At 43.7% G+C, this 14,420-nt stretch carries 8 protein-coding genes; 6 read left to right on the top strand and 2 right to left on the bottom strand.

What is annotated here, in order from left to right:
• Positions 1–274 precede the first annotated feature (274 nt).
• Together ACQCT5_RS07070 and ACQCT5_RS07065 are read right to left on the bottom strand one after the other, a co-directional pair.
• Positions 275–1,417 (bottom strand): hypothetical protein, encoded by a 1,143-nt coding sequence (locus ACQCT5_RS07070; protein WP_499640393.1) that lies wholly within the window; start codon positions 1,415–1,417, stop codon positions 275–277.
• Entirely contained in the window at positions 1,404–2,534 is a 1,131-nt protein-coding gene (locus tag ACQCT5_RS07065) for a hypothetical protein (RefSeq protein WP_499640391.1), read from the bottom strand. Before ACQCT5_RS07065 ends, ACQCT5_RS07070 begins: the two co-directional genes overlap by 14 nt.
• A 285-nt stretch (positions 2,535–2,819) precedes the next feature.
• Between ACQCT5_RS07065 and grpE the strand changes: the two genes are divergently transcribed.
• Genes grpE through ACQCT5_RS07035 form a run of 6 tightly spaced genes read left to right on the top strand, consistent with a single transcriptional unit; the run spans position 2,820 to position 14,420 of the window.
• A complete protein-coding gene (gene grpE, locus ACQCT5_RS07060) occupies positions 2,820–3,809 on the top strand; it encodes a nucleotide exchange factor GrpE (RefSeq protein ID WP_499640389.1) in 990 nt (329 codons plus the stop codon).
• Positions 3,810–3,823: 14 nt separating this feature from the next.
• Positions 3,824–5,518, top strand: a complete 1,695-nt coding sequence (locus ACQCT5_RS07055; protein ID WP_499640387.1) for an Hsp70 family protein — start codon at positions 3,824–3,826, stop codon at positions 5,516–5,518.
• Positions 5,519–5,523: 5 nt separating this feature from the next.
• A complete protein-coding gene (locus ACQCT5_RS07050) occupies positions 5,524–7,626 on the top strand; it encodes an Hsp70 family protein (RefSeq protein ID WP_499640385.1) in 2,103 nt (700 codons plus the stop codon).
• Positions 7,627–7,642: 16 nt separating this feature from the next.
• Complete coding sequence (locus ACQCT5_RS07045; RefSeq protein WP_499640576.1) at positions 7,643–10,627, top strand: tetratricopeptide repeat protein; 2,985 nt, start codon at positions 7,643–7,645, stop codon at positions 10,625–10,627.
• A 36-nt stretch (positions 10,628–10,663) separates the two neighbouring features.
• Positions 10,664–11,890 (top strand): hypothetical protein, encoded by a 1,227-nt coding sequence (locus tag ACQCT5_RS07040; RefSeq protein WP_499640383.1) that lies wholly within the window; start codon positions 10,664–10,666, stop codon positions 11,888–11,890.
• Positions 11,891–11,900: 10 nt separating this feature from the next.
• Positions 11,901–14,420 (top strand): GAP1-N2 domain-containing protein, encoded by a 2,520-nt coding sequence (locus ACQCT5_RS07035; protein WP_499640381.1) that lies wholly within the window; start codon positions 11,901–11,903, stop codon positions 14,418–14,420.

Genomic DNA, 14,420 nt, shown 5'->3' with positions numbered 1-14,420 from the left:
TCACAACAGTTCTTCGAGCTTCAAGTAACAAAAATTCTAAAGAACACTGCTATATGGGGTCTGACCCTTCAAAACAAAACAACCTAAACGCAACTCTGTCTATCCTACCCTCGCAACCTAAATACCAATAAAGCCGCAAGGGTCTGACCCCGGTCTTGTGCATCCTACGAAACGAAAAATTCAAAAACCAACACCAAAACCCCATCTAGAAAAAAGGGATCCGAAGCCCTTTAACTAAACAACACAAAATTCAACCCATCCTTCAAAACACACCTCACTCCCCCTCATACCAAAACTCCGCCTCCACCTCAAACCCATCAATCTCCATCTCCGCCAACCCATCAACCAACAAGCTCTCCCCATCCAAAAACAACGTCATCAACACCGAATTACCAGCCTCAATCGTACCAATATCACTAAGATCAAACTCACCCTCACCAATCAACACATCAACCAATCTCCCGCTTTCATCCGGCTGCTTCACCAAAACACTCACCTCGGCAACCAACCCACTCACCGGATGATCAAACCCATTCCGAATAAAGCTGCCAAACATAAAAACCCCATTCTCCAATTCTTCAGGATAAAAGTTCAGCGCCTCCATCGTAATCGTATCCTCTACCGGCGGCCCCAACCCATTCAATATCGCCTGCACCTGCTCTACCGCCCCAGGCGCAAATAAGTCACGCTCCTCCTGAGTCATTTGCAAAGGCTGATTCTCAAGCGCAACAGCATCTAACTGTTCACGCAAAACCTCTTCAAACCACTCACTCGGAACAAGCCCAAGGCTAAACAACCGCTTCCGTTCAGCCCACCAAGCAATCTTCGTATCATAATTCATATAATCAAAATTCCGATCAGGCTGCCCCTCACCATCAAGAACAGTCAACGAAACAGCATGATCAACAATAAACTTCCAGCCATCATCCACCCTATGCAAAATGGCATAACATGTAGAATTCCGATTAAAATTCATATCCGGATTAAATACTTCTGTCATAAGATTTAAATCGTACACAACCAGTACCTCATCATCCTTATGATACATAACCTCAATATTCTCCACGCTACTTATCGTATCTGCCTCAATCATATCCTGAATCAAAGAGAGGAGCTCATCGTTCTTCTCTGCATCAACAGTCGCAAGATACCCCTCATAATCCCCTTCGTCCAACAACCTGAACTTATTATGAATGGCATCCTCCCCCTGACGAACAACTCCCATATCAACCCCATGCTCATTCGTCTCGATCTCCTTAGCGGCAGACTCAACAACTTCAATTTCTTTAACCTCTACCGTCCCGTTCGCTTCTTCCTTTACACCCTCTTCCTTACCACCACAGCCAACAAGCAATCCGCTCATCAACACAACCGCAACAGGTATCCACACGTATCTCAGCTTCCTACTCACCGCCATGTGCTAACTCCGACTCGATCTCAAACTCCCCATACGCCAAAAAGTCATCAAGATTACTCACCATAATACTCTCAGGACCAAAATAAATAGTAGCAAGTCCAGTGCCACCAGGCTCAATTGTATCCAACCCAACAAATTTCATGGTCATCCCTGCGACTTCAGTGTCGACCAATTCATCATTCTCATCCAATGCCTCAGCAGTCAGGGAGATTGGACCATGCAGATTGCTGACCGGGTAATCGAATCCATTACGGATAAAAGCATTAAAAAATATATAATCATTACTTTCCAGATGCTGTTCATAAAAAAAGAAATTGTTGATCGTAATCGTATCCTTTGGCGGATCACCGAGCTCATTCAGAGATTTTTGCAACGTTACCAATATCTCAGGCGCCAGCCAATCGCGCATATCCTGGGTAAGTTGGAGCGGCTGGTCCGGAATGGCATCATCCATTCTCTGGAGTTCAGCAAGAAATGCACCAGCCCATTCGGACGGAAGCTGCTTCTCCCGTTTCAATTTCGCAAGCTCCTTGGACCAGATGAATAGATTTTCCACGTCCATGTGATTGAAGGATCCTTGGTCTCGCTCTCCATAAAAATCAAGATAATGCAGGGTAATATAGTCCAGGTGACTTATCTGCCAGCTGCCGTCCTCCATGACTTTAAAAATGATAAACCCATCTCCACGACGGTTAAAATTATTATATGGGTCAAATACTTCGGTTATCTGCGAAATATCAAATGTAGCCAACACTTCATCTTCTTTTTGGTATATTACCTTAATGTCCCTTAGCTCAGAGCTCGGTTTTAGTTCCATCATCTTCTGAATTGTAGTAGCACGGTCCTCATCGGCAGGTGTCTCAAACAACCCCATATACCTCTCAAAATCACCCTCGTCCAAAAGCTTGAAGTGGGATTGGAGAGCCTCCTCCGCCAATGCCTGAGCAGTCGCAGCATCAATCCCAGGTTCACTTTTCTCTGTCTCTACTTCTGTACCCGCAACCTCGGTCTCGTCTATCTTGTTCACTTTCTTCGTCGCAGCACCCTCATTACCGCTACAGGCAACCAGTGTGCTTCCAATCATCAGCACTGCAAAAGGAACCAATATCTTCTTCATCCACTAACCCCCATTAAATAGAAATACTGTTAAATTATACTATTAAATAGAACTAAAGTGTCAGAAAATATAGAAAATAACACGAAATGGTTTTGCTTCTATATACTTTTACCCATTGAAAAAAGCTTTATTTTCATTTATTAGTAAAATATTCTATTTAACAGATCTAAAGATTCAGCACTAAAGTCTAGCAAACTTTCAATATTATCTTGTTAATCCTTTTTATGTAAAATATAATTAATATGCAAGGATATGTGTGAAAATATCTATGATGAGGTGAGAAACGTGAAAAGGGTTTTTAATAGTTTTAAGTCCAAAAACAAGCAACATGAAGAGATTGATGACCGTCCCCTTCAACCTGCTACAGAAAATGAAGCTGCATTATTGCAGAATAGTGAAAGCAGCGAACCATCCGAAATCGCCCCATCACAAAGTGTATCTGAAGATTCGAACACCCCACAAGAGCCTGTTCAGACCTTACAAGATGATGAACCTAATATGGAAATTATTGATTGGAAGGAACTTGGGGAAGTGGCGCCTGATCCTGGAAATGATGAAGAAAGAGAGCCTAATCTGGCAGAGACCCAAAAAGACGTTGGAAAAGACACAAATTTCTCTAGAATAGATGAATTGGATGCAAGATTAAAGGAATTGGAACAGCAAAAGCCCAGTGAAATGCAAGAACTTGTATCCCAAGTGGCAGCTTCTAGTTCAGTAGAAACAGAGGGAATGTTCCATGAATTGAAGCGGGAATTCACGGAGTTGCACAATTTGCAGAAGTCATTACAGGAAAGCTTTTCTGCAAAACTAAAATATGATCAACATAAAGAAAGTCTCATAGATAGTCTACATAAAGAAGTGCAGGAATATAAACAAGACTTAGTGAAGAAGACAGTCATGCCGATGATCAACGATCTGATCATGGTGATAGACGGCATTCAAAAGCTTACGGAAAACCACAGGGCATCAGAGGATCCTTTAAATCCGGAACAGTTGTTGAATCAAATGGATATGATCACAGAGGATATTGAGGAAGTGTTGTATAGACAGGGCGTGGAGCCATATCAACAAATCAATAATATCTTTGATCCATTGAAGCAAAAAGTGCATTCCACGGAGATGACGACAGATAGTGAGAAAGAGAGAAAGATAGCAAAACGTTTCCGTAAAGGATATGAGTGGGATGGAAAGACAATCCGCAAGGAGTTTGTATCTGTATATACCTTGGATAAAAAACAAAAAGTTGCGTCAGCAAATACGGACGAGCAAGAGTAAAAGGAGCGAGGAAAATGACAGAAAAGCTAAAAAAGGTGTTTGGGATTGATTTAGGGACAACATATTCTTGTATTTCATATGTAGATGAAAATAACAAAGCGGTCATCGTGCCGAATGCAGAAGGGGAGCGTATCACTCCTTCCGTTGTGTATTTTGAAGAAGGCGGGGACAACATCATTGTCGGGGAAGCGGCAAAAGAAATTTCCAAGATGTATCCGGAAAACGTAGTATCCTTCGTAAAACGTTCTATGGGAGACCCAAACTTTGTCTTTCCTTATGAGGGGAAGGACTACCGTTCTGAAGAGATTTCGGCCCGGATCCTGACGAAGCTCGTAAACGATGCGCAAGAAGCGCTGGGAGAAAAAATAGAAGATGTGGTCATCACATGCCCGGCCTATTTTGGCATCAACGAGCGCGAGGCCACTAAACGAGCAGGGGAAATAGCGAAGCTGAATGTGCTGCAGATCATCAATGAGCCGACTGCCGCTGCGATTGCCTATGGATTTGCGAATAACTCGGGTGAGCAGGCAGAAAGAACGGTATTGGTATACGATTTGGGTGGCGGGACATTTGACATCACCATGATCAAGATTGCGCCGAGTAAAATTGAAGTGGTGGTAACAGGGGGAGATCATAACCTTGGTGGGAAAGATTGGGATGATGCGATCATCAACTACCTGGTTCAACAGTATCAAGAGCAGACAGGCAGTGACGAGGACATCCTACTGGATCCTGAAACTTTCCAAGATCTTCAACTGGCAGCTGAAAAAGCAAAGAAGACATTGACGACACGCAACGACACAGGTATTTCGTTTACCCACGGTACGGATAGAATCAAAGTGAAAATCACGAAAGAGAAATTTGAAGAATTGACGGCTCACTTGACAGAGAGAACCATCAGTCTGACAAACCTCATGCTGGATGAAGCAAAGAAGAAAGATGTTGATACGTTTGATGACATTTTACTTGTAGGTGGTTCTACGAGAATGCCGCAGATCAGCGAGGCCATTACGAAAGAATTCGGCAAGCTGCCAGTGACCTTTGATCCGGATGAAGCGGTATCAAAAGGAGCGGCATTGTTTGGTCATCAGTCCATCATCAAGGAAGAAATCATCAGGATCTATAATGGGATCGTGAATGAAGATGGTGGGGCAGCGGAAGCATTGACGGCCGGCAGTGATACAAGCATGGCTGATCAGGAAAAATTAATAGAAGCTTCTGAGGAAGTTGCAAAGAGATTCCATTTAGGCGGAAGTGTAAGAGAAAGCTTGAATACGACGATCATTGATGTATCAAGTAAGAGCTTTGGTATCATCGCTTTCAATGAAGATGACGTGGAAATGGTCATCAATATCATCTTTAAGAATGACCAGGTGCCGACAGAAGTGACACAAACGTTCTTAACGAGGGTCGATAACCAGGAAAACGTGGAAATTGTCATTAAAGAGAATGAAGTGTCAGATGAACAGATCGAAGTGGATGCTGCAACGGAAATCGGGACAGCGACTTTGGATATGCCATATGGCCTGCCTAAAGGGGCGGAAATCGACGTGACGTTCAAGTTGAATAAAGAAGGTCGTCTCGAAGTGCTTGCAGTGGAGAAAGCGGAAAACCGCCAAGTTACCACTGCCATTGAAACAAAGTCGGTCATTTCTGGAAAAGAACTGGAAGAAGCGATAGAAAGAAGTAACTCTGTTAAAGTGAGCTGATGGGAATGCAGAGGGAGTATGCAATCGGGATTGATCTAGGGACCACTTTTTCGGTGATCAGTTATGTGAATGAGCATGGGAAGGCGCAAATCATCAAGAACGCGGAGGGGAAATCGACGACCCCTTCCGTCGTTTATTTTGGTGATAAAGAGCCGATTATTGGTGAGGAAGCAAAAGAGAAGCAGGCTTTCGGTGACACGGATGTGGCTTCATTTTTTAAACGGTCGATGGGCGATGATTCTTTTGTGGAATTTTTTAATGATCGTGAATACTCGGCTACTGATCTGGCTTCCCTTGTACTCAAAAAGTTAAAGGAAGATGCAGAGAGGGAACTTGGGGGAACAGTGAGGGAAGCAGTGATCACTGTTCCTGCTTATTTTGAAAACAAACAGAGAAAAGAAACGATGCTGGCTGGGGAAAAGGCTGGCCTGAAAGTCAGTGCCATCATCAATGAACCCACAGCGGCGGCCCTGGCCTATGGGATAGACCAATCAAGGGATCAGAAACTTGTTGTGTATGACCTTGGTGGCGGGACATTCGATGTTACCATTGTTCACTTGTCTGCCGATAAGATCAAAGTGTTGGCAACTGCAGGGGACCATGCATTAGGCGGGAAAGATTGGGATGACCGCATCGTATCGTATGTAACGGAACAATTCCAGGATGACCATGGCATGGACCCTCTATCAAGCTTTGATACGATGAACGATTTGATCATAAAAGGCGAACAGGCAAAAAAAGCCCTGACGAATAGAATGTCCACAAAGATATCTGTTGTGTTTGGTGGAGTAAGGGACAGCTATGAGATAACCCGTTCGAAATTTGAAGAGTTAACAGAAGACCTTATGGAAAGGACATGGAGCCTCACCAATCAATCATTGGCGCAAACTAACTTGAGGTGGGAAGAGGTGCAGCATGTCTTATTGGTGGGCGGTTCGACAAGAATGCCGATGGTATCGCAATACATAAAAGAAAAAACAGGCCAGGACGCTCTAAATGGGGTCCATCCGGATGAAGCGGTAGCCCTGGGGGCGGCGATAAAAGCGGATATGCTGCAACGGCAGGCCAAAGGGAAGAAATTCTCTATAGGTGGAAAAAAGCAAGTGGAAGATGTGATGAGCCATAGTTTGGGGATGATCGCAATCAATAAAAAAGGCGATCGCTATCTGAATTCGATCATTTTACCTAAAAATGAACCTATTCCTTCTTCCCGTAAGAAGACCTATCAAATCCAGACCTATCAGGGGAGAAGAAACAGCCTGGAAGTCTTTGCGACACAAGGGGAGAGTAATGACCCCTTAGAATGTACAGTGGTGGGCAAATATGTCGTGAATAGCATCCCCCACAGCCCCGATGGCCTCGCGGTACTGGAAGTTTCCTATTCTTATGATGAAAACGGAATAGTGAAGGTCACAGCCGAAGATAGTAAAAATCGCATCGTGTTGCCTGCGGAAGAACACGAGGCCCCGGAGGACTTAAGTTGGCTGGGCCGCCCACCGGTGGTACATGAAGTGGTAAGTCAGAAACCTGACATTTCTGTATGCATCGCGCTGGATCTATCAGGAAGCATGAGCGGAAAACCGCTGAAAGAAGCCCAGGAAGCTGCAAGGGAATTTATTAAAAAGCTGGATCTATCCCACAGCAGCATCGGGCTGATTGGATTTGCCGATAGAACGAAAGTGTTGCGACATTTAACATCAGAATATTCTGAACTCATTGAGGGTGTAGAAGAATATGCCAGGGTCTTTAGCCGCAAAGAGACCGGGTATGGAAACTCCGATGATCCATTTTACGAGGCGAAAAATCAATTAACTAAGAAAGATGGATATAAATTCCTCATTGTCCTCACTGACGGACTTTGGGACCATCAAGCACAAGCTATCACAAAAGCAGAATCCTGCCACCTGGATGGGATAGAAGTGATTGCAGTAGGATTTGGAAGCGCGGATAAAAAGTTCCTTCAACAAATCGCCACATCGGATGAGAGTGCGCTCTTTACCGATTTGTCAGAGCTGGTAGAATCCTTTTCGAAGATTGCTCAAGTATTAAGCAGTCAGGACCTTGTTTCTGCAAAAAAGAAAAAGGGTGGTCTAAGAATATTCAAGTGAAAGGATACATACATCGATGTCTAGAAAAAACTATTACTTACTGCTTGATTTGGATGTTTTCAATGTGCTGGAAGACGAAGAAGCGCTTCTTACACATATAAATAAGAAAAAAGCGGAATGGTCCAAGCTGCGCAATCATCCTAGCAGAAGCACAGAAGCAAGAGAGAAGCTGGCGCTTGTAAATGATATGGTAGCTGTCTTTACGAAAGAGGATTCACGCAAAAGAGAAATAGAAGAAGCGATAAATCTAGTAAACGAAGAGAAGCTTGCCAAGGAAAAAGAGGTCTTTGAATCTTTGGATAATATGATCAGGATTCTCTCAAGCCGTGGATGGATCTATGAACATGAAGCAACCGACATGGCTAAAACCTTCGGGCTTGCCGAGACTGCTGTAAGGAGCAGGATTTCTCATCCCATTAAGAAGGCTTCAGGGAACAAGAAAGAAGAAAAGAAGAAAGTGGATGTATCCAAGGCGAAACAGATAGCAGATTTGTGCGGGACGATAGGCATTGTCTCCCCGCATCCTTCAGGCGTGCCGAGCATCTATGATTTTCTTCAGGAATCTCCCATGGCTAGCTCTGAAACATTGATTGCCAAAGCGGATGAAAAATATGTGGAGCTCTCAAGGAAAAAACGTGACGCAAAAATAGAATACGAGACGAAACTCCAATCCTACTGCAAGTCCATCCTCCAAAGAGAACGGGAAGAGTACGACCGGGCACTGACATTATTACGGCTGGAAATTCTGGAAAAGCCACTGGCAATAGCCTGTTCGACAGGTAAGATGGATACGATTGTATTTGAACAGTTCATACAAGAGGGAATGAATCTCGGTATCCAGCAAAAGGAAGTCTCGGGATTTGTAAAAGAATATTGCACGAAACACCATGTGACGATAGGAAATGGTGAAAAAAGTGCAGTGTTGACGCCCTTAAAGCAATGTGGGAAATGCGGACTAGTGAATAAAGACAGAAACAAACATTGTACGAGGTGTTCATCCCCCCTTGAACTCGAATGCCCAAGCTGTAAAAAGGTATCACCTTCCTCGACGCATGCTTGTGGAGATTGTGGATTTGTTCTAGGAGATATCTTTGCCATCAATGAAATGATGCGAAAAGCGAACTTTCACTCTTCCTTGGAGGAGTGGAAAGAAGCGGAATATCTCTATCAGCGGGTTCTGAGCATCTGGAAGAATCATAGAGAGGCAAAAAGATGCCTGCAAGTCATCGGCAGAAGGAAAAACGAGCTGGAAGAAAAGATCAGTAGCATCCTAGAGATGATGGAGAACAAGCAATATTACACAGCAAGAAGTGAACTGATCAAGTTGAAAATAGGATCTCAAGCGGAATTTCCTTTTCAGAATCTGGATGAAGAATGCAGGGACAGGATCCATTCTGCTGAATCCCTGCTTAGGCGGGCAAGGGGCATCCAGGATGAAAAGCAGGCCATTCAGTATTATATGAGAGCGCTTGAAGTGGCTGCAGACTGTAAAGAGGCCAATGAAATGATTGAAAAGTGGCCGCCGGATGCACCAAAAAGTATCCAGGTCATGACAATATCGTCACAACTTCATTTGAAATGGGATCTGAGTGCATCACCAGGAACCATCCATTACCGTGTGGTCAGGAAGAAAGATCATCCGGTCGAGCACAGTTCAGATGGAGAAATCGTCCAGGAAGGACCATCGTGTACTTTTATTGATACAAGTGCAATCGGAGGTCATGCATATTATTACAGCATCTTTTCTGTACGGGGGAAATCGATTTCCGAAAACGGTATGCTGCAAGGGCCGATTCTCCTGCGCCCTGATGTGCAAGATGTGGTGATCCATCAGGAAGATACCATGATTGAAATGAAATGGAAGGCTCCAAAAGGCGCGACCTCTGTTGAAGTATGGCGCAAAGAAGGCGAAATACCTAAAGGAAGAAATGATGGAGTCAAACTTGAGAATGTATCCCTTAAAGGTATGAAAGACGATACGGTTGTCTTTGGAAAAAAATACGGATTTCTGATAGTTGTCACGTTCCCGGGCGGCAATGACACCGTTTATTCAGAAGGCATTTCCCAATTTTCCAAAGCAATCAGGATGCCAAAACCGATCGGTGCACTCTATATGAAAAGGGAAGTCGGTGGAGTCACCATTACGGTCCCGGAAACAGATGAAAGAATCCAAGTCTTCTATTCTACCAAGCCATTTCCTTTTAAGAAAGGTGAAGTGTGTGCGCCGGAGAAGATGGCGGAACTTGGAGATAAGGTGGAACTTTCCGCAAAGAATACAGGTTTTGCGAAAGTGAATCTGAAAAAGCCTGTCTACTTCATTCCGGTTTCATATAATGAGGAGGCGGCAGTGTTCGGAGAGATGGTGGTGTCAAAAGTGCACCCGGAAGTCAGCGGTATCTTCCATAAAGTAGAGAAGGATTCGCTCGTCATACAGTGGGACTGGCCGGAAGAGATCAGTCGCGTCATTGTCGCATATAGAAAGGACAGTTTTCCGATCGCACATGATGACCCGAATGCTTCAAAGATACAAATTGCCAAAGGGAGCTATCAGGTGCTCAAAGGATATAAGATACCAGGCCATGAACAAAACTACTTCATTACGATCTATACCGTTTATGAAGAAAATGACAAAGAAGTCTATTCCAATGGTGCCGATTATCTGTGCATGAATACCAAGCCGGTTGATATCAGTTATGAAATATCCGCTTCAAGCTTCTTCAAGAAAAAATTAAAGCTCTCTCTCTATACCGATACGGCTGTCACCCTGCCCGGCCTTGTACTGGTGAAAAAAGAAGGGGGCCTTCCGATGCATCGAAATGACGGTAAAGAGATTTTCCGGATCATGGACCATCCAGAGGTGAAGGGAACTTTCAGTGAGACCATTCCACAAGAAAATTTTGAAAAGAATTATTACGCGAAGCTATTTTTTATCAATGAAAAGGAAGCGCCTAAGGTCCGTTTGCAGACAATGGGAGGGAAGGACGCCCTGAAGCTCTTTTAGAAAGAAGAAAATAAAAGAAGTATGAGGTATGAGAATATGGCTGTGAAGACAATGTTGAAAAAAGATTATATCTGTCCTTATTGCTTTGATAAGCATAAGTTGCAGGATGTGAAGTTCCGATGCAACAGTGAAACGGAAGATTGCATCAAAGAGCCTGATGAAGTGCTATCCAAGTTCAAGGGGCACAATAGGGCCAGCATGATGGGTCATGTGTTCAGTCCAAGCAAGGAAGGGAACGGACTGAACCAATTCTTCAAGGGGATGCCGGAGGATGCGGACTGCGACCAGTGTGCGAGGAACTCTACCTTAAGGATCTGCCCTAGCTGTCATTCGGAGTTGCCTTCCACCATCGGGCAATATGAAGATATGATATTTGCGGTGATAGGGGCAAAAGAAACAGGTAAAAGCCACTTTATTTCTGTCCTTATCGATAAAATAAAGCGTGAAATCGGCCATAACTATGAATGCAATCTGCATCCGATCGATGATGAGACGATCAATCGTTATCGGGATGATTTCTGGGCTCCGATTTTCAAGAGAAAAGAGACCATCCACGCGACACATTCGGGTCGTTCAGATTCAAGGGTAAGGACCCCGTTGCTTTATACGCTGCAATTCACCAAGAAGAATGTCCTCAATAAAACTGTGATCCATAAAGTGATTACCCTTGCCTTTTTTGATGCGGCCGGGGAGGACTTGAATGATGAGAATACGATGCTTACTGTCAATAAATATATTTATAATTCTGCAGGGATCATCTTGTTGTTAGATCCTTTGCAGTTGGACTCTGTCAGGGAATCGGTGCATAATGATGTCCGATTGCCGAATGTGAACACGGACAGCTCAGAAATCCTTTTCCGCCTGACCAATCTTATAAGAAAAGCGAAGAACTTGAAGCAAAATGAAAAAATCAAAATTCCTTTGGCTATCGGCTTTTCAAAGATCGATGCAGTCCAAAAAATCTTGGATCCATCGAGTGCCTTGAATTTCCCAAGCTGTCATTCAAATGGTGCGTTTGATCTGAGGGACTTTGAAAATGTCCATTCGGAGATCGAAACGCTTGTACAGGAATGGACGCACACAGGGATGACGAGAGCGTTGGAAACAAACTTCAAGGACTATGGATTTTTCGGTTTTTCTTCATTGGGGCATAATCCCGATTCTGACATGAAAATAAAAGATTTCAATCCATATCGAGTGGAAGACCCGTTCCTCTGGTTATTATACAAGCACAAAATCATTAAGGGTGTTAAGAGAAAGTGAGCGTGGAAGAATGAAGTTTTTACAACTCTATTATACCTCGTGTCAAAGGGGAAGGACTCCAGGTAGCGGGTTTCAGGTTTATGCTGCATCAGAGGGATTATCGGAACAAGAAATACTGGAGATAGAACGATATGGGGTATATATTCCGCCCTCCCATTTACCTGGTCATCCAACGGAAGAAGAGATCAAGCAAGCATTTCCGATGGCTTTTTCCACTTTTCAATTAAGCAGCGGGCGCCATGGCGTGTGTCAATCCGTATATACCGGCAAGGATTATTCCGGGAGGTATGGGAATTATTTCTCCCATGCCATCATCCTTGATGAAGGAGAATGGCCGTTTGATCCGGTACTGTTATACAATTCCCCAACATTCCGAAAGGGCCTGACGATGGAGGAACAACTGGTCGACAGGGAGCCTGCCCCCCTACCTTCTTTGTCTGCAATAACTAAAGGTGGGGATGTTACCCCTTCAAAGGTAGATCAGTTCTTGGACTCCGGGGACAGAAGAGCACAACTGAAAAAGATGCTGGATGTTCTGATTGCAGAAAAAGGTCAGGCTGGTTCTTTATACCTGACAGATGAAACGCCTAATATCCCATTCTGGATAGCGGCCATTCGTTTGTCTTTTCCAATACAAATAGCCTCTTCCTTATTCTTTTCTACCTACTCCTTCGACCCGGAGCGGGAAAACTTTGTAATAAATGGAACGATGGACAAAGGAACACGATTCAATTTTCGTGATCATGCAAATCAATATTATGTCTTTAATATGAACGTACCTTCCAGAGACAACGCTGTACCAAAGACCTTTACCTATTCGGAACGTGCTGCTACAGATTCCTCTTTCCTTAACCAAATCAAGGAGTTTTTCACTAACTTTGATTACAGAAAGGTAAATGAGGAAATCGATAGTGCCATCGTTCTCTATGAGATGGAACATGCGGGGAAAAGTTTGTTAAGCACCAAGGAGTGGTTGGAGGGAATAAGTTTTGCGCGTAAGTATTTGCGACCGGAACGGACTTCTCATTTTATGGATCGATTGTCTGCCGAACAGCTTTACGATATAGCCTCACGATGTGATATTCCGACGGGCAGGGAAATTGCTTTATTCCTTTTTGAATCTGCAAATAAAACAAAAAAAGCCCCCCATCTTGAAAAGGCGGTAGACTTCTTCCTTCAGGTTGTAGACGACTTGATGACGAATGCAGAAGATACAGCCACCATCAGGAACATAGAGCAGTTTTTCTGTGAAGTTTATGATCCGATGAAAGAGCGTCGGACGTTTCATGAAGCTTTTCTGCATCCAGAAAGGCTCGATGAAAGAAGGGCGGCATTAAGGGAGTTCACTCATAAAGAAAAAATGGATTTCTATCATAAACGAGTGATCGACATGGTAGTGGAAGAAGGGTATGCGTGGGAGAGCCTTTATGAGAGCCAGAAGCTTTTCATCGTGGGCGATCTATCCAAAGACTCGACGCTTTATAAGGAAGTCAATGGGTATCTGTTTGCGAAAAGTATGCTGTTTTGGCAAAGCAGGGGCGCATCCGAATTCACTGTCATGCATGTATTGGAAAATGCATTGCGCGGAAGAGCAGAAGACGCCGCATGGTTGAAGGATGCCTATGAAGTTCTTGAGCAAGAGGAAATCGGACGGGAATGGCTCTATAGAGCTTATGTCAAGAACCTTGAGGCTGCAGGGAACAAAACGGATTATGTGAAAAGCTATGTAAAAGAAATGTATCCATATAAAAAGTATCTTAGTTACTACTTGAAAAAGATTCTGACCTTATACAAGAATTCCGCTATCAACCAGAAGAGTCTGTTTGAAATGGAACGCCTTTTTGCGGATACTACCATTCCGACGGCACTAGATAAATATGGCCTTTTGAAAGGCTTATTGCTGCAAGGCGAGTGGGAAATCCCTTTTCATGATGAGTATGTGGAATCAAATCAGGATTTCCTGCAGCTTTTCCATGAGAAATACAAAGAAGTGACCGGCATTCATCACCCTAAGCTTGCTTTAATCTTCTATATACTTTCTGTTCGTCAAAAGGATCCTGAAAGGTCAAGCAAGCTTCTGACTGTAAATATCCAGGCGTTGGACGAGAGGGAATATAAAGAATTTCTTGTGTGGTCGCTTCCGGTCCTGATAGATGAGTATTATAAAGGAAAAACCATCATCACTACCCTCATAGAAAAGATGGATAGGGAGATGTTCCGGCCATTGATTTTTGAAGCGTTGACCGAAGCTAGGGAGAATAACAAAATGAAGTTTTCCCCTAATTTTTTTGTAGAGTGCTTCTATCTATACCACAGGGAGAAACAAGCCCCAACGAAAAAAGTGGAGATGCAAATGAAAGAATATCTTCTTGCTTACCCTTCTGAAATAAAGAAGGTGGATGACCTGATAAAAGGGCTGGATCGGGATGTATCACTGCAGAAGAAGTGGAGTGCCATCTATAAAGAAGTAGAAAAGCAGCAAGGGAACATTTTCTCCCGCTCCATGAAGAAGATCATTGGAAAGCGTTGA

This window comes from Sutcliffiella halmapala, from assembly GCF_050107295.1.
GTDB classification, from domain to species: domain Bacteria; phylum Bacillota; class Bacilli; order Bacillales; family Bacillaceae_I; genus Sutcliffiella_A; species Sutcliffiella_A halmapala_A.
This window is presented reverse-complemented; position numbering and strand designations above follow the sequence as displayed.

Coding starts and splice junctions, on each gene's coding strand:
- ACQCT5_RS07070 (WP_499640393.1), bottom strand. CDS start 1,417: ATGGCGGTGAGTAGGAAGCTGAGATACGTGTGGATACCTGTTGCGGTT.
- ACQCT5_RS07055 (WP_499640387.1), top strand. CDS start 3,824: ATGACAGAAAAGCTAAAAAAGGTGTTTGGGATTGATTTAGGGACAACA.
- ACQCT5_RS07045 (WP_499640576.1), top strand. CDS start 7,643: ATGTCTAGAAAAAACTATTACTTACTGCTTGATTTGGATGTTTTCAAT.
- ACQCT5_RS07050 (WP_499640385.1), top strand. CDS start 5,524: ATGCAGAGGGAGTATGCAATCGGGATTGATCTAGGGACCACTTTTTCG.
- ACQCT5_RS07040 (WP_499640383.1), top strand. CDS start 10,664: ATGGCTGTGAAGACAATGTTGAAAAAAGATTATATCTGTCCTTATTGC.
- ACQCT5_RS07065 (WP_499640391.1), bottom strand. CDS start 2,534: ATGAAGAAGATATTGGTTCCTTTTGCAGTGCTGATGATTGGAAGCACA.
- ACQCT5_RS07035 (WP_499640381.1), top strand. CDS start 11,901: ATGAAGTTTTTACAACTCTATTATACCTCGTGTCAAAGGGGAAGGACT.